The organism is Kineosporiaceae bacterium (genome assembly GCA_016713225.1).
Taxonomy (GTDB): Bacteria; Actinomycetota; Actinomycetes; order Actinomycetales; family Kineosporiaceae; genus JADJPO01.
In genome coordinates, this window is record JADJPO010000001.1 from 655,083 (window position 1) to 675,461 (window position 20,379).

Genomic DNA, 20,379 nt, shown 5'->3' on the forward strand with positions numbered 1-20,379 from the left:
CGTGACCGACCCCAGTCTCACCCCGCGCCGCAGCGTGCTCTACATGCCGGGTGCCAACGAGCGTGCGCTCGAGAAGGCCAAGGCGTTGGACGCCGACGCGCTGATCCTCGATCTCGAGGACTCGGTCGCCCCGGACGCCAAAGCCGATGCTCGCGAACGGGTCTGCGTCGCGGCGTCCTCGGGGGAGTACGGCCGCAAGGAACTCACCATCCGGGTGAACGGACTCGACACCGAGTGGTTCGCCGATGACATCGCGGCGGCCTCGGCGGCCGGGCCGGGCGGGATCGTCGTCCCCAAGGTGTCGTCGGTGGCCGACGTCCGCACCATCGAGGCCGCGATGGACAAGGCCGGCGCGCCCGACCACACGTTCATCTGGGCCATGGTCGAGACCCCGGTGGCGATGTTGCACTGCGAAGAGATCGCCGCGGCGTCCGAGCGGCTGGCGGTCTTGGTGATGGGCACCAACGACCTGGCCAAGGAGCTCCGCGCCGAGCACGTCCCGGGTCGTCAGCCGTTGCTGACCGGCCTCGGCCTGTGTCTGCTGGCGGCCCGCGCCACCGGCAAGGCGATTCTCGACGGGGTCTACAACGACGTGAAGAACGCCGAGGGCTTCGCCGCCGAGTGTCGCCAGGGCGTCGAGATGGGCTTCGACGGCAAGACCCTGATCCACCCGGGCCAGATCGGGCCGTGCAACGAGGCGTGGGCGCCGTCCGAAGCCGCAGTCGAGGATGCCCGCGCCCTGATCGCGACCTTCGAGGCGGCGATCGCCGAGGGCAAGGGCGTCGTCGTCCACAACGGTCGCATGGTCGAGAACCTCCACGTCGACACCGCCCGCCGTACCCTCGCGTTCCACGCCGCCATCACCGCCACCCCCTGACACCGAGAGAGCGGGAACTGTACCGTCCAGACGGTACAGTCGGTGATAGCCTCCCGGCATGGCCAAGACCGCCGGACGCGACGCCGCCGCGACCCGTGACCTGATCCTGCAGGCCGCCCAGGACGTCGTCCTCGAGGACGGCGTCGCGCACCTCACCCTGGCGAAGGCAGCGGCGCGGGCCGGGGTGAGCAAGGGCGGCGTGCTCTACCACTTCGCCACCCGCAACGACCTGGTGGCGGCGATGGTCGAGCGCCTGATCGCGCGCTTCCAGTCCGGGCTGGACGACGTCCGGGCCGCTCACCCGCAGCACTCCTTCGTCCGGGTGTACGTCGAGGAGTGCCTCGTCGAGGAGCCGATCGAACCGGCCGCCGCCCGACACGAACAGCGCGTCGGCGCCGCCCTGCTCGCCGCCGTGGCCGCCGAACCCGAGTTGCTCGCCCCGCTGCGCGCCGCCTTCGACGACTGGCAGCACCAGATCGAGCAGGCCGCCGACCCGGTCGGGGCCACCATCGCCCGGTTGGCCGCCGACGGGCTCTGGCTGTGCGAGCTGTTCGGCATCGACGCCCTCACCCCGCAGCGGCGCGAGCAGGTGGCCGACCGGCTGCGCCAGTTGGCAGACCCCTCGTGAACGCCCTCCGCCGGTGGCTGCAGCCGGGCTATTCGTTGCTGGTGCTCGCCCTCGCGGCGGCCGTCTTCCTGCAGTGGACCGGCTCCAGCGCCGTCCTGCCGCTGCTGCCGATCTACCTGGCCGAGCGCGACAACCCGACCGGGTTGATCGGTGCCGTCATGGCCTCGTTCTTCGCCACCGGCGTGCTCGCCCAGTACCTGTCGGGCCGGCTCGGTGACCGGATCGGTCATCGCCGGGTGTTGCTGACCGGCTTGATCGGTTATGCCCTGGCCAGCGCCGGATTCCTGCTCGAGGTCAATGGCTGGGGCTATCTCGGGCTGCGCGGTGCCCAGGGGGCCGCAGCAGGCGCCGCGCAGGTCGCCTGCCTGTCCCTGGTGGCCCGTGCGGTGCCCTTGGCGGCCCGTGGCCGCGCCTTCGCGATCGTCAGCGGCGCCGAGTTGGCCGGCATCGCGGTCGGTCCGATGCTGGGTACCGCGGTCGGGATCGCGCACATGGGCACCCTGTTCGTGGTCTCGGCCGCGGCGGCTCTGGCGGCCTGCATTCCGGTGCTGCTCTCGCGCGCCGCCTCGGTCGACCTCACCCCGCATCCGGACGCCGCGCTGGCTCGCCTGCCCCGGCGTGGTGTGGCCGGCCGGGCACTGACCGGAGTGCTGCTGGTGGCCGTGATCGGTGGGGTGTTGACCGGCGTCTACGAGGCCTGCTGGTCGTTGCTGATGGATGCCCGGGGGGCGACCGACGCGCAGATCGGCCTGTCCTGGACGCTGTTCGCGGTGCCCTTCGCGATCATCGCCCCGTTCGGCGGGTGGCTGGCCGACCGGCAGGATCGCCGGGTCCTGGTCATGGTCGGGCTGCTCAGCGGCAGTGTGTTCGCCGGCCTGTACCCGTTCCTGCCCAGCGTGGGCTGGCTCATCGGGTTGGGCATGGTCGAGTCCGTCGGTTTCGTGTTCGCCGTCCCCGCGGCACAGTCCCTGCTCACCGAACACGTGCCCGATGAGGCAGCCGGCCGCGCACAGGGTCTGTTCACCGCGTTGCAGACCGCTGCCGTGGCCCTGTCGGCGGGTGTGTGCGGTGCGGCGTTCGGTGTGGCCGACTGGTTGCCGTTCGTCGGCGTCATGCTGGTGACCCTCGTGCTGCTGGCCGTGGTGCCCTTCCTGTGGCGCCAGGTGCCGGGTCGAGTCCAGTCGCCGACGGCCCCGTCGGAGGCGGCCGCAACTCGCGTAGCCTCACCGTCGTGAGGTTCCTGTTGCTGCTCGCCGCGTTCCCGGCGCTCGGGGCCGTGGGCATGGTGATCGCCGCGGTCCGGGCCCGACTGCACGAGCCGGAGTTGCGCCGCACCGGTGAGGTCGCCATCGCGACCATCGTCGACAGCCGCCGTGTCACGTCGGACGACGGCCGCGTCCTGTTTCACCCGGTGCTGAAGTTCGTCACCGAGCGCGGCAGATCCGTTCGCGCGGTAGGGGATATCTCATCCCCGCGGCCGTTCATCACCGACCGGACGATGGCCGTGGTCTATGACCCACGCAAGCCCCAGACGGTCCTGGTCGGCCCAGGGCGCTCGCGGGCCTACCTGGTCGGGGCCGTGGTCTTCGGCGTGATCTCGGTGATCCTCGTGGTCTTTGCGCTCATCTCGAGCTGAGCACCGTTCCGCTCAGGGCGGCGATGTCCTGCGGCCCGATCCGGCAGCAGCCACCGACCAGGCGCGCGCCGTCCGCGATCCACCCGGCCACGTCGGCGCCGTCCAACCCGGGCGCACCGACCCAGGCGCGTCGGGCGCCGTCCCAGGTCTCGCCGCTGTTCGGGTAGACGATCACCGGCTTGGCCGAGCGTTCGGCAGCCAGCCGCACCGCCGCGCCCGCCCCGGACGGCGCGGTGCAGTTCACCCCCACCGCCACCACGGACGACGCCGCACCCGCGAGTGCGAAGGCCTCGCCGGCGTCCTCACCGAAGCGGGTGAGAACCCGGCCATCGTCGGTGGTGACCGTGGTGAGCGAGATCCAGGCGGGCGCGCCGAGCTCGTCCAACTCGGCGACCAGCGCCTCGACCTCGGCCAGCCGCGGGATGGTCTCGCAGGCCAGCACGTCGGCACCGGCGTCCAGCAACACCTCGAGCCGCTCTCGGTGGAAGGCTCGCAGCCCGGCCACCGTGTCCCGCGGTGCGGGGTAGTCGCCGGTGTACTCCTGGCCCTCGGCGAGCACGGCCCCGTACGGCCCGACCGACGCGGCCACCCAGGCATGGCCATCGAGGCCGCACTCGGTGCGTGCCCGGGCGGCCAGGGACACCGAGCGCCGCATCAGGGTCTCGGCCTCGCCTCGGTCGATCCCGGCAGCCGCGAAACCCTCGAAGCTGGCCTGGTAACTGGCCGTGGTGGCCACCCGGGCGCCGGCCGCGAAGTAGGCGGCATGGGTGGCCCGGATCTCGTCGGGGTCCTCACGCAACAGGGCGGCGGACCACAGATCCGAGGAGACGTCGTGCCCCCGGTGTTCCAGCTCTGTGGCCAGGCCACCGTCGAGCACCACCCGTTCGTGGGCGATGGCCTGCGCCAAGGAGGTCGATGCATCGATGCTCACGAGCACCGATTGTGGGTCATCCCGGCAACGACGGGGTCACCGGGGCCTGGGTGAGCTCTGCGCCGTCGGGCTCGGCCTGTCCGGCGAGGACGGCAGCCTTGCGGAACTGACGCACCGCCCGCACGCAGTCCAGGCGCCGGCCGAACCGGTTCGCCGAGACGGCACGGAGCCGCCCCGACACGAGCATCGCCCAATGCCATTCCCGACCCTCGTCGAACAGGTCGAACTGGGCACTGCCCGCCGCCTGGAAGACGGCGCGGGCCTCGCTCACCGCCCTCGCCCGGTCGGGCATCGGGTCGGGTCCGTAGGCCAGGGTGCGGTTGTTCGCGCCGAGCAGCCGCCAGAACCACCCCGAGTCGAGGTGGTAGTACTGCACGCGCATGGCCATGGGACAAACGGTGCCCGGCGGAGGTCACGGTGGGGTGCCCGTGACGCGACGGTGCGATGAACTCCGGGTGAGACTGCTCTGGCCTACCGTGGGGCCATGTCTGGGGTGGCGTCGTCCGTGCTGATCACCGGCATCGGTGAACTGGTGACCAATGATCCGAGGTGGGCCGTTGCCACCGATCCGCCGGACATCGCTCGGCTGGGCCTCCTGCGGGATGCGGCGATCGTGCTGGACGGCGGCCGGGTCGCCTGGGTCGGGCCCGCCGAACGCTCGACGGGTTCGCCGGGCTCCGTCGGCGCGGACCGGCGGATCGATGTCGCGGGTGCGGCCGTCGTCCCGGGGTTCGTCGATGCCCACGCGCACCTGATCTTCGCCGGCGACCGCGCCGCCGAGTTCGCCGCCCGGATGACGGGGACGCCGTACAGCGCGGGCGGTATCCGCACCACCGTGGCGGCCACGCGTGCTGCCTCCGACGAGGAGCTGCGGGCCAACGCCGCCCGCTTGGTGGCCGAGATGCGGCGCCAGGGCACGACCACGGTCGAGATCAAGTCGGGGTACGGGCTGACCACCCACGACGAGGCCCGCGCGCTGGTCGTGGCCGCCGATCTCACCGCCGAGACCACCTACCTGGGCGCTCACGTGGTGGCACCGGAGTTCGCCGAGCGGGGCGATGTCGCGGGCTACGTCGACCTGGTCACCGGGGCGATGCTCGACGCCTGCGCCCCGCACGCGCGCTGGGTCGACGTGTTCTGCGAGCGCGGTGCCTTCGACGCGGACGCCGCGCGCGCCGTCCTGAGCGCCGGCATGGCGCGCGGGCTGTTGCCCCGGGTGCACGCCAACCAGCTCGGCCCGGGGCCGGGAGTGCAACTGGCGGCCGAGCTGGGGGCGGCCTCGGCCGATCACTGCACCCACCTGGACGACGCCGACGTCACCGCGCTCGCCGACGCCGGCGTGGTGGCCACGCTGTTGCCGGGGGCGGAACTGTCGACCCGCTCGCCCTACCCGGACGCGCGGCGCCTGCTGGACGCCGGGGTGTGCGTGGCGCTGGCCACCGACTGCAACCCGGGTTCGTCGTACACCTCGTCGATGCCGTTGTGCATCGCGCTGGGCGTGATCGCGATGCGGATGAGCCCGGCGGAGGCGCTCTGGTCGGCCACCGCGGGTGGCGCGAGATCGCTGCGGCGCACCGACATCGGGGCGCTGACGGTGGGTGCCGCGGGCGACCTGGCGATCCTGGACGCACCGTCCTTCGTGCACCTGGCCTATCGGCCGGGTGTTCCGCTGGTGCGCCAGGTCATGCAGCGCGGTGAGCTGGTCAGCCCTTGACGGCCAGGCCCTTCGGCAGTGACCCGGAGGACTCGCGGTAGTAGGCGGCGGCGCGGCGGGTCGCCACCAACCGGGCCACGCCGATGGCGGCGCCCGACAGCACCGCCCAACTGATCGCCTCGCCCCAGTGCGTGTCGGGGTCCTCGGGGTTGACCGGGGGCTCCTCGCCGGTGGCGGCTCGCCACGCGGTGGTGATGCCCTTCTCGGCGAGCGAGGCAGCCAGTACGGCTGCACCGGTGCCGAGCACCTTCCAGACCAACGATCCCACGGTGAGCCTCCAGCAGCCTGTCCCGAGGAGCCATCACATCACGTTCGGCACTATCGTGGCAGTCGACGCGGGGTGCCGGGCAGCTGGCTGAGATCACACCCGTCGAACCTGATCTAGTTCGGACTAGCGAAGGGACGTCGTCATGACTCCTCCATCTGCCCTGTCGAGCGTGTCCGCCGAGGCGTGTGCCGAGGCCCTGGCTGCCGTGCGTGCGCAGGTGCCGCTGGTGCAGTGCCTGACCAACATCGTGGTGGCCGGCTGGACCGCGAACGTGGTGCTGGCCGTGGGAGCGGCGCCGGCGATGGTCGACAACCCTGCTGAGGCAGCGGGATTCGCCGGCATCGCCCGTGGGGTGCTGATCAACCTGGGCACGCCCTACCCGGAAACCGCCGAGGCGATGCACGAGGCCGTTGTCGCTGCGGCGACCGCCGGCACGCCCTGGGTGCTGGACCCCGTGGCCGCGGGGGCGCTGGCCTGGCGCACCGAGATCGCCCACGAGCTGCTCGCCGCTGCGACGCCCACGGTGATCCGCGGTAACGCCTCGGAGATCGGGGCGTTCACCGGCGGCGCGGGCGGTCGCGGCGTCGATGCGGTCGACACGGCGGAGTCGATGGCTTCGGCGGCAGTCGATCTGGCCAAGCACCGTGGCACGGTGGTGGCGATGAGTGGACCGGTCGATCACCTCACCGACGGCGAGCGGTTGGTGCGCGTGGCCAACGGCCACCCGTGGATGACGCAGGTGACCGGCGTCGGATGTGCCCTCGGAGCCCTGATGGCGGCCTTCGCCGGCTCGGTCGAGGACCCTCTGGTCGCCGCAGTGGCCGCCACGGCGACGCTGACCGTCGCCGCCGAGGACGCCGCCCGAGCCAGCCGCGGCCCGGGTTCGTTTGCCGTGGCCCTGCTGGACGAGCTGGCCTCGCTGACCCCACAGACGCTGGCCGCCCGCGTCGCCCTGAGCTGAGGGTCGTGATGCGTTCGGCTCTCGATCTGTCGGTGTACCTGGTGACCGACACCGCGCTGTGTGGCGACGTCGGGGTGGTGGCCACGGTGCGTGCTGCCGTGGCGAACGGGGTCAGCCTGGTGCAACTGCGCGACCCCGAGGCGGACGACGACACCTTCGTGGCGCTGGGCCGGGAACTGGTCGACGAGCTGCGGGGTACCGGCGTCCCGCTGATCGTCAACGATCGGGTGCACCTGACCGAGGCGATCGGCGCTGCGGGAGCCCATGTGGGCCAAGGCGATCTGGACGCCGTGCCGGCTCGCCGGCTGCTCGGGCCGGCGGCGGTGCTGGGGCTGTCGGTGCAGACCCTCGACCACGTCGAGGCCGCGCGAGAGCTCGGGTCGGTGATCGACTACCTCGGCGTCGGGCCGGTGTGGGCGCAGGACACCAAGCCGGACGCCGCGGCTCCCGGTGGCCTCGACCTGTTGCGAGACATCGTGATCGCCAGTCCCTGGCCGTGCGTGGCGATCGGCGGTATCGGCGGTGAGCGGGTGGCCGCGGTGCGGCGGACCGGGGCCGCTGGGGTTGCCGTGGTGAGCGCGATCTGCGGCCGGCCCGACATCGCCTCGGCGACAGCGCAGGTGCGACGTACCTGGGACCAGCCAGCCGATGACGAGACGGGAGCACGCTCGCGATGAGCAGACCGCCGGTGGCCCTGACGATCGCGGGCAGCGACCCGTCGGGCGGGGCAGGCATCCAGGCCGATCTCAAGACGTTCTCGGCGCTCGGCGCCTATGGCACGGCGGTGATCACCGCCCTGACCGCCCAGAACACCCGCGGCGTGACCGGGGTTCACGTGGTGCCGGCGGACTTCGTCGCCGAGCAACTGCAGACCCTCACCGCCGACGTCCGGATCGATGCCGTGAAGATCGGCATGTTGGCGACCGCCGAGATCGCCGATGCGGTGGGGGACTTCCTGCGCGCATTCGCCGGTGACGTCGTGGTGCTGGACCCGGTGATGGTGGCCACCAGCGGTGACCGGCTGCTGGCCCCGGACGCCGCGGCGGCGGTGGCGCGGCTGGTGCCGTTGGCCTCGATCATCACGCCCAACCTGCACGAGGCCGCCGACCTGTTGGGTGTCCCGGTGGCCACGGACCTCGCCGCAGTGCGCAGCCAGGCCGAGGCGTTGCTCGCCTCGGGGGCGAAGCGGGTGCTGCTCAAGGGCGGACACCTGGCCAATGCCGGCGATGGCACCGCTCGAGCGGTCGACGTCCTCGCCGAGTCGGTCGGTGCAGGCGTCGAACTGACCGAACTGACCGCGCCCCGCATCGCGACCCGCAACACCCATGGCACCGGATGCACGCTGTCGTCGGCGATCGCTGCCCTACGGCCGCAACGAGGCTCGTGGCCCGACGCGGTGCGTGAGGCCAAGCAGTGGCTCACCGCGGCCCTGGCCGCGGCCGACACCCTCGCGGTGGGGGGCAACGGCCGTGACGGTGATGCCGGCCCCGGCGAGGGCCACGGCCCGGTGCACCACTTTCACGCGCTCTGGCCGACCCTCGGCTGAGACCCGGCCGGCACGAACCACGCCAGCGCGGCGGCGACCACGAACGAGGTCAGGGAGGCCGACAGCCAGACGTGGCCCGTGGTGTGCAGGGCGGTGTCGATCCAGGTCCACAGATCGGCCCACCCGGGCACCGATCCGGGGTTGATCAGTTGGTAGACCACGAATCCCACGCCCCAGGCGAGCCACATGCCGGGCCGGGAGGGGGCGGCGTCCGAGGTGTCCCAGCCCCGGCCCCGGCTGCGCAGCCAGGCCCCGATCAGGGCGCCGGCCATCGGGATGAACACCCCGCCGATCAGGTAGAGGAAGCTGGTGTACTGGCTGATGTCGAGGGTGAGCGCGACCGCGGTGGTGAACGTGCCGATCAGCACGGTCAGCACGCGGCGGTCCCAGCGGGGCGAGATGTTCTGGATCGAGACCGCGGTCGAGTAGACGTTGGCGAAGCTGAGGTCGCTCTCACGCAGCACCAGAACAGCGACCGCCGCCGTGCCCAGTGGCATGGCCAGGAAGAGGTCGAAGATCCGGTTAGGGTCCTGCTGCACCTGAGCCAGGGCGAGGATGCCCATCAGCATGCAGAGCACCTGGGTGGTGCCGTAGCCGAGCACGGCGCCGAGGAATGCGCTGCGCTCGGTGCGGGCATGGCGGGAGTAGTCCGCCCCGAGCGGTACCCACGAGATGCCGATCGCCACGATCGCGTCGACCGCCAACCAGAAACCGCTCCACGACCCGGTGACTGACCCGGTGAGTCGAGGGCGTCTGCCGGACGGCGGGCCAGCCCGATCAGCAGCACCACCAGGGCGATCACGACCAGCACCGAGACGTAGCGGCGCAACAACCGGATCGCCCCGAGCGGGCGAATGGTCAACGCGGTCGTCACGATGCCGGCGATCAGGGTGGCGGCCCACACCGGGACGGCGCCTCGGGTCACCGCGGTCAGGCCCTGCGCGATGACGATCAGCTCGAAGATGGCCCAGCCCAGGCACTGGGCCAGGTTGAACGCGGTGGGCACGAACGAGGCCTTCGCCCCGAGCAGCCCCCGCAGCAGCACCATCGTCGGCATGCCGGTGCGCGTCCCCATGACCAGAGTGGTGGCCAGGGCGAGGGCACCGAGCGCGGTGCCGACGAGCAGGGCCGTGATGGCCGCGGGCAGGCTCAGGGGGTCGGCCCCGTACGGGGTGAGGATCGCCAGTGCTCCGGCGAAGCCCAGCATGCTGACCCCGAGATTGCCCCAGAAGCCCAGCTGATCGGCCAGGCCCAGGGTGCGTGGTGCCGGTTCGGTGAGCGTGATCGGTGCTTCGTCGTGGACGACGGACATCGGTGACCTCTTCCTTCGCCAGTGCTAACTGGATCAGGTTCAGGCGGTCAGCGCCGCACCGGTGAATCTGGTGCGACGCCCTCTCAGCCCGAGTGGGCTCCCGCGGGTGGGCCAAGCCTAACCGGCCGTGTCGCTGTCGGCTCCCGCGGTGTCGTGTGGCTGCCGCGGCGGACTCCTACCGGGTACTGCCCACCAGGAAGAGTCGGCGGAACGGCATCACCGTGCCGAACGGCTGCGGCGGGTAGGCGTCGCGCAACAGTGCGGCATAGTCGGCCTCGAACGCGGCCCGAGTGGCGTCGTCCGGCAGGGCGGCGAGCGTGGGCCGGGCGCCGGTGCCGCGCATCCACTGCAGGACGGCGTCCTCGCCGGTGAGCAGGTGCAGATACGTGGTCTCCCAGACATCGGCCGCGAACCCGGCCCGGGCAAGCGTCGCGAGGTAGTCGGCCGGCTCGGCGACGGCCAGGCGTCGGTCCAGACCGGGCGCGGCGTCCGGCCCGACCAGCGGGCTCCAGCGCGGCGTCCGGCGCAGCTCACGCAGCAGGGCGTGGGCCGGGGCATCGTGATTGCCGGGCACCTGGACGGCGAGCCGGCCCCCCGGAGCGAGCCGGCCCATCAGCGTGGGCAACAGGTCGAGGTGACCGGGAACCCACTGCAGCGCAGCGTTACTGGTGATCACATCGACCGGGCCGGGCGGCGTCCAGCTGCTCAGGTCGGCCTCGATGAAGCGCAGCCGGGCGGCGTCCGCCGGGGGCATACTGCGGCGCAGTCGCTCGGCCGAGGCGATCATCTCGGCGCTGGAGTCGACGCCGATGACGGACGCCGACGGCCAGCGAGTCAGCAAACCGGCCGTCAGCTCGCCCGACCCGCACCCCAGATCGACGACCAGACCGGCCGGCCGATCGAGGGCGACGCGCGCCAGCAGGTCGGCGAACGGACGCCCTCGCTCGTCGCTGAACCGGTTGTACTGCACCGGATCCCAGGAGAACTCGGCGACGTCGGCCATCGCGACCTCAGCCTCGCCCGGTCGAGAGCTCGACCAGCTTGGCGACGGTGGCCCAGTTGCGCGACGTCTGCCGCCCGCCGAGACGACGCAGCGCCTTGACGAGTGGCGAGTCGTGGCTGGAACGTGCGTAGGCCAGGTAGAGCGCCCGATCGCCGACCGCGAGTTCGTCGTCGCCGTGCCGGGTGCCGATCTCCGCGATGCGCGCGGCGTCCGGGGTGGTGTCGAGAAACGCCACGTGCAACTGCTTGGGGGTGGCGACCAGTTCGGGAAAGGGGTTCGCCGTCGCGAGATCCCTCAGGTCGGCCGGCGTGCGCGTGAACACGTCGATGTCGAGCCCGAACCGGTCGCGGATCCCGTCGTGCACCGTGGCGCCGAACGTCGCGTGGTCCCCGTCGATGTCGGCGACGGCCTGCCCGCTGGCCACGTAACTCACCACGTTGCGCCCGCCGAGGTCGGCCAACAGGTCGCGGAATGCCGGCATCGGCACCTTGTTGTGCGAGCCCAGGTTCACCGCGCGCAGCAACACGATCACCGTGTGGGCCGCCGAGGCGCGCTCAGCCAAGGCAGAACTCGTTTCCCTCCGGATCGGCCATGACGATCGCGAATGGCTCAGGGTGGGCGCAGTCGATCGTGATCTGAATCGGGTGGGCCATGGCGTGGCGGCGCCCGGGTCAGCGTGCGGTCGGCTGGCCGCGGTCGTCGCCGAGGGCCAGCACCATGACGATCTCCTGCTCGCCCTCGTGCCCGTGCATCGGCCGGCGCCGGTTACCCGGGCGAAAGCCGAACCCACTGGCGAAGGCGACGGCGCGGCCGTTGTCGGTTCCGACCCAGTACGACAGCTGGGTTCGGCCGCCGGCCAGCGCGGCGTCCACCCCGGCCTGCACCAACGCCGTGGCCACCCCGGTACCGCGAGCCGGCGGCGTGACCCAGAGACCGAACAGCTGGGCCACGCGTTCGTCGTCCTCGTCCTGGCCCAGACTCACCACGCCGACGGCGGCACCGTCGACCTCGGCGAGCAGTCGCGGCGAACGAACCATCCGGGCGCGCCACATGGCCTCGTCGAGTGCTGATTCCTCGGCGTGGCGGGCGACGAAGGCGTCGGGAGCATCCGCCAGGGCGGCGAGCCGAATGGCCCGGTACGCCTGCCAGTCATCCTCGCGGAGTGTGCGAACCCGGATCTCAGCCATCTGCGTACTCTCCCATGAGAAGGCCCTTGCCGTCCCTAGCTGTAACGGACGTTCACGCTGTGCATTCGCGGGCGGAACCGGATGGTCACTGGCAGGATGCCGGTTCATGACCGGGACCGCATCGTGACCAGCTCCGAGACCACATCCGAGACCAGCTCCGAGATCACCGACCTTCCCCGGGCGTTGCCCACGTGGATCGTGTTGATTCGCGACATCGGCGACTCGATCCAGATTCCGGACGAGCCCGAGGTGATCGCCGCCATGGTGCTCGACGCGGACACCGGGCTGGTGCGCGGCCTGTCGGTGGCGGCGTCCGGGGTCGAGGCCTGCGAGAAGGCGATGGTGTTGGCGCTGACGCAGCCGGCGGCCGAGTTGGCGGCGCTGCCCCCGAGACGGGTGGTGCACGGCGAGGCGGTCGCCGACGAGGTGCGGGCGGCCCTGGGCCGAGCCCGGGGCGAGGTGGCCGAGTCCGGCCCGGACCCCGAACTCTTCGTGGCCGACGCCATTCCCGAGGCGGAGGACATCTTCGACTCCTTCGTCGGGCGGCTGCTCGGGCGGCACCAGCCGATCGAGCCGCCCACGGCCGAGGACTGGCCACAGTTCTATGCCGTGGCCCACGACTACCTGACCGCCGAGCCGTGGCAACGATGGTCGGACGCCGATCACCTGCGGCTGCACGTGATGATCGACGAGGACACCGTGCCGTACGTGGCCGTGGTGATGGGTCAGGCCGGGATCCAGCGCGGCTTGGCGCTGTACCCGGGTGAGGACCTGCCGGCAGGAATGGCGGACTGGGCGCCCGGCGACGCGGTGGCGTTCCCCTCGGGCAGCGTGGTGATCTGGTTGGACGGGCGGGAGGATTCGCCGCCGGAGTTCGTGAACAAGGCGCTTCGCTACGGCTGGCCCGTCGAGGCCCGGGAGGTTCCGCTGCCACTGGCGGTGGACGCCGAGGGTCCGGGCGATCTCGATCAGGACGGCCTGCGGCTGCTCACCGTCGGGGCGACCGCGGTCTTGGCCCACGACCAGCGGCGGGGGCGTCCGGTGTCGAGTGAGCAGGCGGCGCGGGCCACCGGGGGATCGGTGACGTTCGCCGACGGGCAGGTCGTCGTCTATGCCATCGGCTGATCCGCGCCTGCTTCCGGCTCGCTGCCTCGGCCGCTAGGTTCGGAGAGCATGCGGGGCGATGTCGCCCGCATCGTCCAGGCGGAGAGGGGTCGGGGCCGATGTGCACCGAGCATGGTCTACATCTGGTGCAGGGCTGCGGGGCGGCCGACGTCTCGGCGACGGCCGGCTCCGGCGGGCACGGGCTGTCCCGGCGGTCGGCCTTGCTGGCGACGGCCGTGGCCGGAGTGGCGGCGATCGGTCTGGCCGAGCCGGCGCAGGCTGCCACCACCACCACCGCGGCGACGGCCGGCCCGGCCCGGCGTTGGACCCGGCACGGGGTGATGGATCTGACCTATGTTCTCGGCCCGACCACCCCAGCCTTCGAGCCGGGTGAGGAGGCCGCGCGCCGCACCGTGGCCGACCTGGCCAAGGACGGCTACTACATGCAGGAGTGGGTGATCATCGAGCACATCGGCACCCACGTCGATGCGCCGGCGCACTTCGCCAAGGGCGGCCGGACGGCGGACCGTCTCACCCCGGCCGAGCTGATCACCCCGGCCGTGGTCATCGACATCGCCGCCAAGGCGGCGAAGAACCGCGATGCGTTGGTGACCGTGGACGACGTCCGCGCCTTCGAGCGCCGACACGGGCGCATTCCGCACAACGCCGCGGTGCTGATGTACTCGGGCTGGGGCGCCAAGGTCGGCAACGCCAACGCCTACCGCGGCACCGATTCCGCCGGGGTGCTGCACTTCCCGGGGTTCGATCCGGACGCCGCGGCCTGGCTGCTGAAGAATCGCCGGATCCGCAGTGTCGGCGTCGACACGTTGAGCATCGACAACGGCCCCTCGACCGGTTTCGACACCCACCTGACCGTCAACGGGGCCGATCGGTACGGGCTCGAGAACCTGGCCAATCTGCACCGGATCCCGCCCACCGGCGCGAAGATCATGGTCGGCCTGATCCCGTTCCAGCAGGGATCGGGCGGCCAGGCGCGGGTCTTCGCCACCTGGTGAGCGACGTGTTCCCGGCCCAGCGCACGGCCGTGGTGACCGGGGCGGGTTCGGTGCGGGGTATCGGCCGGGCCACCGCCGATCGGTTGGCCCAGCAGGGTTGGTCGGTGGCGGTGCTCGATCTGGACGGCGAGGGCGCCCGGGACGCCGCGGCGCAGCTCGTCGTCCGGCACGGGGTTCGGGCGATCGGCCTCGCAGCGGATGTTGCGGACGAGTCCTCGGTCGGTGCGGCGATCGCCGAGGTCGAGGCCCAGCTGCCACCGATCGCCGCGCTGGTGAACGTGGCCGGGGTGAGTTCGCCGGTGCCGTTCCTCGAGCTGACCACGGCGGAGTGGGACCGGGTCGTCGACATCAACCTGCGCGGCACGTACCTGGTCACGCGCCGGGTCATCCCGGGCATGGTGGAGCGCGGATTCGGCCGGGTGGTCAGCGTGTCCTCGATCTCGGCCCAACGCGGCGGGGGTACCTATTCCAAGGTGCCGTACAGCGCGGCGAAGGCCGGGATCATCGGCCTCACCCGGGCGCTGGCACGCGAGATGGGTCCGCACGGGATCACGGTGAACTGCATCGCTCCCGGGCCGGTGGACACCGACATCATGGGCGGCACGCTGACGCCGGAGCGCAAGGCCGAGATGACGGTCGGCATGCCCGTGGGCCGGGTCGGCACCGCCGAGGAGGTCGCTGCGCTGATGGCGTTCCTGTGCGGCCCTGATGCGGGGTACATCACCGCCGCGACCTACGACATCAACGGTGGCCTTCAGGTCTCCTGACCCCCCCTGATCCGCCTGGCCGATCACCCCACCACCGTCGCAGCGTCGCCTCGCGGATAGGCGCGAAGGGCCACGGCAGTGGCGACGGCGGCCGTCGCGGCCTCGTGCCCCTTGTCCTCCTTCGAGCCCGGCAGACCGGACCGCTCGTAGGCCTGTTCATCGGTGTCGCAGGTCAGCACGCCGAAGCCGACCGGCACCCCGGTGCGCACCGCCACCTCGGTCAGCCCGGACGTCGCGGCGTCGCACACGTACTCGAAGTGCGGCGTCCCGCCCCGCACCACGACGCCGAGCGCGACCACCGCGTCGAACGACCCCTCGCCGGCGAGCCGGGCGGCCGCGACCGGCAACTCGAAGGTGCCGGGGACGACGACCTCCACCACGTCGTCCACCCCGGCCTGCGCCAGCGCCCGGCGCGCGCCGTCCCGCAGGCCGTCCATCACCGCGGCGTGCCAGGACGCCGACACCACGGCGACCCTCAGGCCGCTGCCGTCCACCCCGATGCTCGGTGCTCCCACGCCGCTCATGACGCCTCCTCCACACGGTGATCGATGAGGTGACCCATCAGGTCACGCTTGGCTTTCACGTAGGCCCGGTTGGCCGGCCCGACACCGACCTGCAACGGCACCCGTTCGCGGACGCCGACCCCGTGAGCGGCCAGACCCTCGACCTTCTCGGGGTTGTTCGTCAGCAGCCGGACGTCGTCCAGGCCGAGATCGGCCAGGATCGCGGCGGCGGCGCCGTACTCGCGCGCATCCGCCGGCAGGCCCTGTTCGAGGTTGGCGGCCACGGTGTCGAGGCCGTCGTCCTGCAGGGCGTAGGCGGCGAGTTTGGCGAGCAGCCCGATGCCGCGGCCCTCGTGTCCGCGCAGGTAGACGACGGCACCGCCGTCGGGTGAGGCACACACGGCGGCGAGCGCGGCGTCCAGCTGTGGGCCGCAATCGCAGCGCAGTGAGGCGAGTGCGTCGCCGGTCAGGCACTCCGAGTGCACCCGCACCAGCGCGCCGTCCCCCGGGGTGCCGGCGATCAGGGCCACGTGTTCGGCCCCGGTGGCCCGGTCGCGGTACCCGATGGCGGTCAAGCGCCCGTGACGAGTCGGCAGCACGGTGCGGGCACTGCGCGCCACCCTGGCGGGCGGCTGCGCTCGCCCGTCGCGGCCCGCACTGCTGCCGACACTGCTGCCGGCCTCGGTCAGGCGCCGGTGGAGGGCCAGGTCCTCGATGCTGATCAGCGGCAACCCCCGGCCGTCCGCCAGTGCCCGCAGCCCGGGCAGCAGCATCATCGAGCCGTCGTCCTCGACGATCTCGGCGATCACCGCGACGGGCGGCAACCCGGCCAGGTGACACAGGTCGACCGCGGCCTCGGTGTGGCCGCGCCGTTCGAGCACGCCGCCGTCGCGGGCCCGGAGCGGGAACAGGTGCCCGGGTCGGGTGAGTGCGCCGGCCCCGGCGTCGGGGTCGGCGAGTACTCGAGCGGTCCTGGCCCGGTCGGCGGCGCTGATCCCGGTGCCGACGCCGACCCGGGCATCGACCGACACCGTGTACGCCGTCCCCTTGGGGTCTTGGTTGTCGGCCACCATCGGTGGCAGGTCGAGAGAGTCGGCGAGTGCGTCGGGTAGCGGGGCGCAGAGGACACCCGAGGTGTGCCGAACCGTCCACCCGATCCACTCCGGTGTCGCCAGGGATGCGGCGAGGACGACGTCGCCCTCGTTCTCGCGGTCGTCGTCGTCCACGACGATCACGGGCAGGCCTCGGCGCAGGGCGTCCAGGGCGTCCTGCACCCGGTCCAACCGGACGGGGGCGGCCTCGGCGACGTCGGGCCGGGACAGGTCGGTCATGCGCTCACCCGGCTCAGCATGCGTTCGACGTATTTCGCCAGGACGTCGACCTCGAGGTTGACCGGTTCGCCCACCGCCCGCAGCCCGAGCGTCGTACGCCGCAGCGTCTCGGGGATCAGCGACACGGTGACCGTCGTGCGCCCGTCCAGCTCGTTCATCTCGTCCAGCTCGTCGTGCACGCCCGCCACCGTCAACGAGACCCCGTCGACGGCCAGTGATCCCTTCTCGACCACGTACCGGCCCAGCGCCGGCGGGACGGTGATCCGCAGCAGTTCCCAGTTCTCGCCGGGCACCCGGTCGACCACGACCCCGATGCCGTCCACGTGACCCTGGACGACGTGACCGCCGAACCGCCCGTCGGCCGGCATCGGCCGCTCGAGGTTGACCCGGGTGCCGGCGGTCAGGCCGCGCAACGAGGTGCGCTCCAGCGTCTCGAGCATGACGTCGGCGGTGAAGGTCCTCGCGGTGGGTCGGTCGACCACGGTGAGGCAGATGCCGTTGACGGCGATGCTGTCGCCCTGGCCTGCGCCGGCGGTGACCAGCGGCCCGTGGACCGTGATCCGTGCGGAGGCGGGGCCGGCGTCCAGCTGGACCACCTCGCCCAGTTCCTCGACGATTCCGGTGAACATGGATCTCCTCACGCGTGCGGGTCGGTCCGGCCGGGGGTGGCGACGACGAGTACGTCGTCCCCGATCCGCCGGACGTCGGTGGGAACCAGGCGGTAGGCCCGGTCGATGGTCGTGACGCCGAGGTCGGCGACGGCGAGGGCGCCCGCGCCGAGCAGGGCGGGGGCCAGGTAGGCGAGCACCTCGTCGACGAGGCCGGCGCGCCAGAACGCGGCGGCCACGGTCGGCCCGCCCTCGAGCCACACCTGGCGCACCTCGCGCTCGTGCAGCTCGGCGAGAGCCTGCGCGGGGTCTCGGTGGGTGATCAGCATGGTGTCGGCAGCGTCGTCCCGCACCCGTGCCGTGGCGGGGATCGGGCGCTCACCCAGGACGACGCGCAGCGGCTGCGGTCCGACCGGGCGCCCGGTCGCGTCCCGCACGGTGAGGTGGGGGTCGTCGGTGATCACGGTGCCGGTGCCCACCAGGATCGCGTCCGCCTGCGCCCGGCGGCTGTGCACGTCGGCGCGGGCGGCCGAGCCGGTGATCCACCGGCTGGTGCCGTCGGAGGCGGCGCTGCGCCCGTCCAGGGTCGCGGCGAACTTCCAGGTCACGAAGGGTCTGCCGCGCACCAGGGCGGCGGTCCATCGGTGGTTGAGCGCGACGGCATCGTCGGCGAGCACGCCCACCTCGACGTCCAGTCCGGCCTCGCGCAGCACCGCGGCGCCGCCGGCGGCCAGCGGGTTGGGGTCGGTGGCGGCCACCACGACCCGGGCGATCCCGGCCTCGATCAGGGCCTGCGTGCAGGGGCCGGTACGGCCGGTGTGGGCGCAGGGCTCGAGGGTGACGACGGCGGTGCCGCCCCGGACGCCGACCCCGGCCGTGCGGGCCGCGGCCAGGGCGTCGACCTCGGCGTGGGCGGTGCCGGCGCCGCGGTGATACCCGGTGGCGGCGACGGCCCCGGTCTCGTCGAGGATCACGCACCCGACCCGCGGATTGGGGCCCCGGGCCGGTCCCGATGCGGCGCGGGACAGCGCCAGACGCATCGCCTCGAGCTCGTCACCGCTCGCCATCGCCGTCCCCTCCTGCCTAGTACCGCTCATGCGGGTACTGGCTCCGGGGATACGACGGAGTGGCCGGCTGGATGCCGGTCGACACCGAACAACGCCGACGACCGATCCCTCGACCAGCGAGGTGACGACGTCCGAGGACGCCGACGGGCCGTGACGCCGTGCGCGCTGCCTCCCATCCGGACTTTCACCGTCGGTCCTGGAGTTTCACCAGGTCAACCGGCCGCTGGCTGCGGTCGGGTCGCGGACTGTCACCGCCGGTTCGGAATTACACCGACCCCGGAGCACGCACTGCTGTGGATTGTGGTTTGCCCTGCTTGCGGACCCAGTATGCACGCCCCGCCGCGGACCTGACGGCGTGAGGGGTCTCGGCGGGGTCTTGCCTGGCGGGCCGGGCAGGCTCTGGGCACGGTCTGGAAAGGGTCTGGAAAGGGTCTGGGCGCAGTGGTGTGCCGGCGACGATGATGGCGCGAGGGTGCGGCAGCGGCGGTGCTCGATCTCGACGGCGAGGGAGGCCTGATGGGGACCCCGGCTCGGCAGCAGATCCGGCAGGCCCATCGCGCCGGCGGCCGTCGGATCGCCGTCCTGGACGACGACCCGACCGGCTCGCAAGCGGTGCACGACGTCGCGGTGGTCTTCGAGCTCGACCCGGCCGAGTACGCGGCGGGGTTGACCGAACCGGGCGCGACCTGCTTCGTGCTCACCAATTCGCGCAGCCTGTCCGCGGACGAGGCCGCCGGACTGTCCTACCGGATCGGGCGGGAGGTTCTGGAGCTGGGGGAGCGGTTGGGCGCGCCGGTGTCGGTGGTCTCGCGCAGCGACTCGACCCTGCGCGGCCATCTGATGGCCGAGGTCCGGGCGCTGGACGCCGCCCGAGAAGCGGTGCTGGGTCAGGGGTTCGACGGGGTGCTGCTCGTTCCGGCGTATCTGGAGGCCGGCCGGTTCACCTCGGACAACACGCACTGGGCGCGGGTGGGCGGTCGCGCGATTCCGGTGGGGCAGACGGAGTTCGCCCGGGATGCTGCCTTCGGGTATCGGTCCTCCGACCTGGTCGACTTCGTGGTCGAGCGGGGTGCGGGCGCGATCGATCGTCGCGATGTGGTGGCGCTGACCTTGGACGACATCCGCCTCGGTGGGCCCGGCCGGGTGGCCGAGATCCTGATGCAGGTGCGGGGCGGACGGTTCGTCGTGGTCAACGCGACGAGCTACGACGATCTCGAGACTGTCGTCCTCGGGCTGATCGCCGCCGAGGCCCGCGGGAAGGCGTTCCTGCATCGCACCGGCCCCTCGTTCGTTCGCGCCCTGGCCGGGCGCGGACCCCGAGACCCCTTGACCGCGAACGAGATCTGGCCGCAGGGGCGCCCGGCGGGTCATGGTCTGGTCGTCGTCGGCTCGCATGTCGACCTGACCACGCGTCAGGTCGCGGCGGCCCGGCGCCGGGGTGGCTTGGTCGAGGTGGAGCTGGACGTCACGGCACTGGCGGACCCCGTCCGCCGACAGGCCCACGTCGCGGCCGCCATCGACCGGGCCGCCACCGCTCTCGCTCGATCTGACGTCCTGGTGGTCACCAGTCGACAGCTGCTGGCAGCCGACGATCCGTCCGATGCCCTGGCGCTGTCCCGCACCATCTCGGCGGCCGTGGCGGACGTCGTCCGGGGCCTCGTTCCTGTCGGGCCACAATGGATCGTGGCCAAGGGCGGGATCACGTCGCACGACGTGGCCGTCACCGGGCTCGGGATCCGCCGGGGCGTCGTCCTGGGTCAGTTGTTGCCCGGGCTGATCAGTGTGGTGCAACCGATCGCCGCGCGGCCCGAGGCCCGGGGGATGCCCTACATCGTGTTCGCGGGCAACGTCGGCGGCGACGAGACCCTGGCCGACGTCATCGACGTGCTGCGCACCAACCCGCGGTGATCATGCAATTCG

Annotated in this window: 22 protein-coding genes, 1 pseudogene and 3 riboswitches; of the genes and pseudogenes, 12 read left to right on the top strand and 11 right to left on the bottom strand. The window is 72.3% G+C overall.

Annotated elements, in window-relative coordinates:
- The first annotated feature begins 43 nt into the window (after nucleotides 1–43).
- Genes IPK24_02935 through IPK24_02950 form a run of 4 tightly spaced genes read left to right on the top strand, consistent with a single transcriptional unit; the run spans nucleotide 44 to nucleotide 3,141 of the window.
- A complete protein-coding gene (locus IPK24_02935; GenBank protein ID MBK8074527.1) occupies nucleotides 44–877 on the top strand; it encodes a CoA ester lyase in 834 nt (277 codons plus the stop codon).
- A gap of 58 nt (nucleotides 878–935) precedes the next feature.
- A complete protein-coding gene (locus tag IPK24_02940) occupies nucleotides 936–1,505 on the top strand; it encodes a TetR/AcrR family transcriptional regulator (protein ID MBK8074528.1) in 570 nt (189 codons plus the stop codon).
- Complete coding sequence (locus IPK24_02945; GenBank protein ID MBK8074529.1) at nucleotides 1,502–2,740, top strand: MFS transporter; 1,239 nt, start codon at nucleotides 1,502–1,504, stop codon at nucleotides 2,738–2,740. Before IPK24_02940 ends, IPK24_02945 begins: the two co-directional genes overlap by 4 nt.
- Entirely contained in the window at nucleotides 2,737–3,141 is a 405-nt protein-coding gene (locus tag IPK24_02950; GenBank protein ID MBK8074530.1) for a DUF3592 domain-containing protein, read from the top strand. The genes IPK24_02945 and IPK24_02950 overlap by 4 nt, the downstream gene beginning before the upstream one ends.
- Here IPK24_02950 and mmuM read toward each other — a convergent pair.
- Nucleotides 3,128–4,048 carry a homocysteine S-methyltransferase gene (mmuM, locus tag IPK24_02955; GenBank protein ID MBK8074531.1) on the bottom strand — a complete coding sequence of 307 codons (921 nt, stop codon included), beginning with the start codon at nucleotides 4,046–4,048 and terminating at the stop codon, nucleotides 3,128–3,130. The genes IPK24_02950 and mmuM overlap by 14 nt on opposite strands.
- 40 nt (nucleotides 4,049–4,088) lie before the next feature.
- Nucleotides 4,089–4,460, bottom strand: a complete 372-nt coding sequence (locus IPK24_02960; GenBank protein ID MBK8074532.1) for a hypothetical protein — start codon at nucleotides 4,458–4,460, stop codon at nucleotides 4,089–4,091.
- Between the two features lie 96 nt (nucleotides 4,461–4,556).
- On the opposite strand from IPK24_02960, the gene IPK24_02965 reads away from it, so the two are divergent.
- Nucleotides 4,557–5,786, top strand: a complete 1,230-nt coding sequence (locus IPK24_02965; protein MBK8074533.1) for an imidazolonepropionase — start codon at nucleotides 4,557–4,559, stop codon at nucleotides 5,784–5,786.
- Here the strand turns inward: IPK24_02965 and IPK24_02970 are convergent.
- Entirely contained in the window at nucleotides 5,776–6,054 is a 279-nt protein-coding gene (locus IPK24_02970) for a DUF4235 domain-containing protein (GenBank protein ID MBK8074534.1), read from the bottom strand. The genes IPK24_02965 and IPK24_02970 overlap by 11 nt on opposite strands.
- A gap of 58 nt (nucleotides 6,055–6,112) precedes the next feature.
- Nucleotides 6,113–6,206, top strand: a riboswitch (TPP riboswitch).
- Here IPK24_02970 and thiM point away from each other — a divergent pair.
- The 3 genes from thiM (at nucleotide 6,197) to thiD (ending at nucleotide 8,561) form a co-directional block, all read left to right on the top strand.
- Nucleotides 6,197–7,015: a hydroxyethylthiazole kinase gene (gene thiM, locus IPK24_02975; protein ID MBK8074535.1), complete on the top strand. Its 819-nt coding sequence runs from the start codon at nucleotides 6,197–6,199 to the stop codon at nucleotides 7,013–7,015. Its footprint overlaps the riboswitch before it by 10 nt.
- Before the next feature lie 8 nt (nucleotides 7,016–7,023).
- The gene (gene thiE / locus IPK24_02980) at nucleotides 7,024–7,692 is read left to right on the top strand and encodes a thiamine phosphate synthase (GenBank protein ID MBK8074536.1); all 669 of its coding nucleotides are present in this window, start codon (nucleotides 7,024–7,026) and stop codon (nucleotides 7,690–7,692) included.
- Nucleotides 7,689–8,561 carry a bifunctional hydroxymethylpyrimidine kinase/phosphomethylpyrimidine kinase gene (gene thiD / locus IPK24_02985; GenBank protein MBK8074537.1) on the top strand — a complete coding sequence of 291 codons (873 nt, stop codon included), beginning with the start codon at nucleotides 7,689–7,691 and terminating at the stop codon, nucleotides 8,559–8,561. Before thiE ends, thiD begins: the two co-directional genes overlap by 4 nt.
- On the opposite strand, the pseudogene IPK24_02990 reads toward thiD, so the two are convergent.
- The 4 genes and pseudogenes from IPK24_02990 to IPK24_03005 form a co-directional block, all read right to left on the bottom strand.
- A pseudogene (locus tag IPK24_02990) lies at nucleotides 8,534–9,873 on the bottom strand (cytosine permease). The gene thiD and the pseudogene IPK24_02990 overlap by 28 nt on opposite strands.
- Nucleotides 9,866–9,987: riboswitch (TPP riboswitch) on the bottom strand. It overlaps the preceding pseudogene by 8 nt.
- A 61-nt stretch (nucleotides 9,988–10,048) precedes the next feature.
- A complete protein-coding gene (locus IPK24_02995; protein MBK8074538.1) occupies nucleotides 10,049–10,876 on the bottom strand; it encodes a methyltransferase domain-containing protein in 828 nt (275 codons plus the stop codon).
- Between the two features lie 7 nt (nucleotides 10,877–10,883).
- The gene (locus IPK24_03000) at nucleotides 10,884–11,438 is read right to left on the bottom strand and encodes a DUF1697 domain-containing protein (protein ID MBK8074539.1); all 555 of its coding nucleotides are present in this window, start codon (nucleotides 11,436–11,438) and stop codon (nucleotides 10,884–10,886) included.
- 109 nt (nucleotides 11,439–11,547) lie between these two features.
- Nucleotides 11,548–12,063: a GNAT family N-acetyltransferase gene (locus IPK24_03005; GenBank protein ID MBK8074540.1), complete on the bottom strand. Its 516-nt coding sequence runs from the start codon at nucleotides 12,061–12,063 to the stop codon at nucleotides 11,548–11,550.
- 123 nt (nucleotides 12,064–12,186) lie between these two features.
- Here IPK24_03005 and IPK24_03010 point away from each other — a divergent pair, with 123 nt between their 5' ends.
- The 3 genes from IPK24_03010 (at nucleotide 12,187) to IPK24_03020 (ending at nucleotide 14,950) form a co-directional block, all read left to right on the top strand.
- A complete protein-coding gene (locus IPK24_03010; GenBank protein MBK8074541.1) occupies nucleotides 12,187–13,188 on the top strand; it encodes a hypothetical protein in 1,002 nt (333 codons plus the stop codon).
- A gap of 98 nt (nucleotides 13,189–13,286) precedes the next feature.
- Nucleotides 13,287–14,183 carry a cyclase family protein gene (locus IPK24_03015; protein MBK8074542.1) on the top strand — a complete coding sequence of 299 codons (897 nt, stop codon included), beginning with the start codon at nucleotides 13,287–13,289 and terminating at the stop codon, nucleotides 14,181–14,183.
- Nucleotides 14,177–14,950, top strand: coding sequence for an SDR family oxidoreductase (locus IPK24_03020; GenBank protein ID MBK8074543.1), 774 nt, complete (start codon nucleotides 14,177–14,179; stop codon nucleotides 14,948–14,950). Before IPK24_03015 ends, IPK24_03020 begins: the two co-directional genes overlap by 7 nt.
- Nucleotides 14,951–14,973: 23 nt before the next feature.
- Here IPK24_03020 and IPK24_03025 read toward each other — a convergent pair whose 3' ends face one another.
- The 4 genes from IPK24_03025 to ribD are packed head-to-tail and all read right to left on the bottom strand — an operon-like array spanning nucleotide 14,974 to nucleotide 18,459.
- Nucleotides 14,974–15,474 carry a 6,7-dimethyl-8-ribityllumazine synthase gene (locus IPK24_03025; GenBank protein ID MBK8074544.1) on the bottom strand — a complete coding sequence of 167 codons (501 nt, stop codon included), beginning with the start codon at nucleotides 15,472–15,474 and terminating at the stop codon, nucleotides 14,974–14,976.
- A complete protein-coding gene (ribB, locus tag IPK24_03030; protein MBK8074545.1) occupies nucleotides 15,471–16,784 on the bottom strand; it encodes a 3,4-dihydroxy-2-butanone-4-phosphate synthase in 1,314 nt (437 codons plus the stop codon). Before ribB ends, IPK24_03025 begins: the two co-directional genes overlap by 4 nt.
- Complete coding sequence (locus IPK24_03035; protein ID MBK8074546.1) at nucleotides 16,781–17,413, bottom strand: riboflavin synthase; 633 nt, start codon at nucleotides 17,411–17,413, stop codon at nucleotides 16,781–16,783. Before IPK24_03035 ends, ribB begins: the two co-directional genes overlap by 4 nt.
- Before the next feature lie 8 nt (nucleotides 17,414–17,421).
- The gene (gene ribD, locus IPK24_03040; GenBank protein MBK8074547.1) at nucleotides 17,422–18,459 is read right to left on the bottom strand and encodes a bifunctional diaminohydroxyphosphoribosylaminopyrimidine deaminase/5-amino-6-(5-phosphoribosylamino)uracil reductase RibD; all 1,038 of its coding nucleotides are present in this window, start codon (nucleotides 18,457–18,459) and stop codon (nucleotides 17,422–17,424) included.
- 158 nt (nucleotides 18,460–18,617) lie between these two features.
- A riboswitch (FMN riboswitch) is annotated at nucleotides 18,618–18,748 on the bottom strand.
- A gap of 227 nt (nucleotides 18,749–18,975) precedes the next feature.
- On the opposite strand from ribD, the gene IPK24_03045 reads away from it, so the two are divergent.
- Complete coding sequence (locus IPK24_03045) at nucleotides 18,976–20,367, top strand: hypothetical protein (GenBank protein ID MBK8074548.1); 1,392 nt, start codon at nucleotides 18,976–18,978, stop codon at nucleotides 20,365–20,367.
- The last annotated feature ends 12 nt before the right edge of the window (nucleotides 20,368–20,379 follow it).

Coding starts and splice junctions, on each gene's coding strand:
- thiE (MBK8074536.1), top strand. CDS start 7,024: ATGCGTTCGGCTCTCGATCTGTCGGTGTACCTGGTGACCGACACCGCG.
- IPK24_03015 (MBK8074542.1), top strand. CDS start 13,287: ATGTGCACCGAGCATGGTCTACATCTGGTGCAGGGCTGCGGGGCGGCC.
- IPK24_02935 (MBK8074527.1), top strand. CDS start 44: ATGCCGGGTGCCAACGAGCGTGCGCTCGAGAAGGCCAAGGCGTTGGAC.
- IPK24_02995 (MBK8074538.1), bottom strand. CDS start 10,876: ATGGCCGACGTCGCCGAGTTCTCCTGGGATCCGGTGCAGTACAACCGG.
- IPK24_03035 (MBK8074546.1), bottom strand. CDS start 17,413: ATGTTCACCGGAATCGTCGAGGAACTGGGCGAGGTGGTCCAGCTGGAC.
- IPK24_02940 (MBK8074528.1), top strand. CDS start 936: ATGGCCAAGACCGCCGGACGCGACGCCGCCGCGACCCGTGACCTGATC.
- IPK24_03025 (MBK8074544.1), bottom strand. CDS start 15,474: ATGAGCGGCGTGGGAGCACCGAGCATCGGGGTGGACGGCAGCGGCCTG.
- IPK24_02960 (MBK8074532.1), bottom strand. CDS start 4,460: ATGGCCATGCGCGTGCAGTACTACCACCTCGACTCGGGGTGGTTCTGG.
- thiD (MBK8074537.1), top strand. CDS start 7,689: ATGAGCAGACCGCCGGTGGCCCTGACGATCGCGGGCAGCGACCCGTCG.
- IPK24_03005 (MBK8074540.1), bottom strand. CDS start 12,063: ATGGCTGAGATCCGGGTTCGCACACTCCGCGAGGATGACTGGCAGGCG.
- thiM (MBK8074535.1), top strand. CDS start 6,197: ATGACTCCTCCATCTGCCCTGTCGAGCGTGTCCGCCGAGGCGTGTGCC.
- IPK24_02965 (MBK8074533.1), top strand. CDS start 4,557: ATGTCTGGGGTGGCGTCGTCCGTGCTGATCACCGGCATCGGTGAACTG.
- ribB (MBK8074545.1), bottom strand. CDS start 16,784: ATGACCGACCTGTCCCGGCCCGACGTCGCCGAGGCCGCCCCCGTCCGG.
- ribD (MBK8074547.1), bottom strand. CDS start 18,459: ATGGCGAGCGGTGACGAGCTCGAGGCGATGCGTCTGGCGCTGTCCCGC.
- IPK24_03045 (MBK8074548.1), top strand. CDS start 18,976: ATGGGGACCCCGGCTCGGCAGCAGATCCGGCAGGCCCATCGCGCCGGC.